1 protein-coding gene is annotated in these 705 nt (G+C 39.4%); it reads right to left on the bottom strand.

Annotation, left to right across the window (positions count from 1 at the left end; genetic code table 11):
* Nucleotides 1-705, bottom strand: a 705-nt coding sequence (locus JM658_RS17000) for a hypothetical protein (RefSeq protein WP_236961095.1), incomplete at both ends; no start/stop codon positions are given.

Below are 705 nucleotides of genomic sequence, written 5' to 3'. Positions count from 1 at the left end.
TACAACCAGCAAAACTAGTTGTAATTATAACATTCGTTCCTGTTGGAATACCTGTGATTGTTCCGCTAGCAAGATTTACTGTTCCTTGATTTGCCATTATGGTAACCCCTGGAGCTGCTGTAAATAAGACACTGTAACTAGTTAAATCCTCTGAACATTCCGTTCCTCCAATACTAATACTTGCGCTATCACATGGATTGTCACAATCCGTTGGAGATGTAATAGTAATTATACTTTCACAATTACCATTTGTGGCTGTGATCACAATATCTGTACCTATGGTTCCAGCAATTGTACCATCACCATTATTTGTTCCTCCAGTAACGGTGAGTGTTGCTCCAGTAGTCTCTGTAAAGTTTACCGTATATGTAGTAGCGCCTACACCATCACAAATTCCTTGTCCAACTGTTAAGTCTGGGAAGACACAATCCGATGGACAATCCGATGGAATGGCTACCGTAGTTATTGTTTCACAAGAAGTACCATTAGAAGCCGTGATTGTTAGTGTCGATCCAAATGCAATTCCAGTTATCATACCATTTGCGATATCTACCACCCCTGAACTAGCATTAATAGTAGCTCCGTCAGAAATAAAATCTAAACTATAAGTAGACCCATCGCATATTAATTCTCCCACTGTTAAAAGTGGTGTTTGACAAGTCTCTTCACATTCTGGCGAAGTTACAGTAACTACTCTATCTTCTG

This window comes from Joostella atrarenae, assembly GCF_021764745.1.
Lineage (GTDB): Bacteria > Bacteroidota > Bacteroidia > Flavobacteriales > Flavobacteriaceae > Galbibacter > Galbibacter atrarenae.
This window is presented reverse-complemented; position numbering and strand designations above follow the sequence as displayed.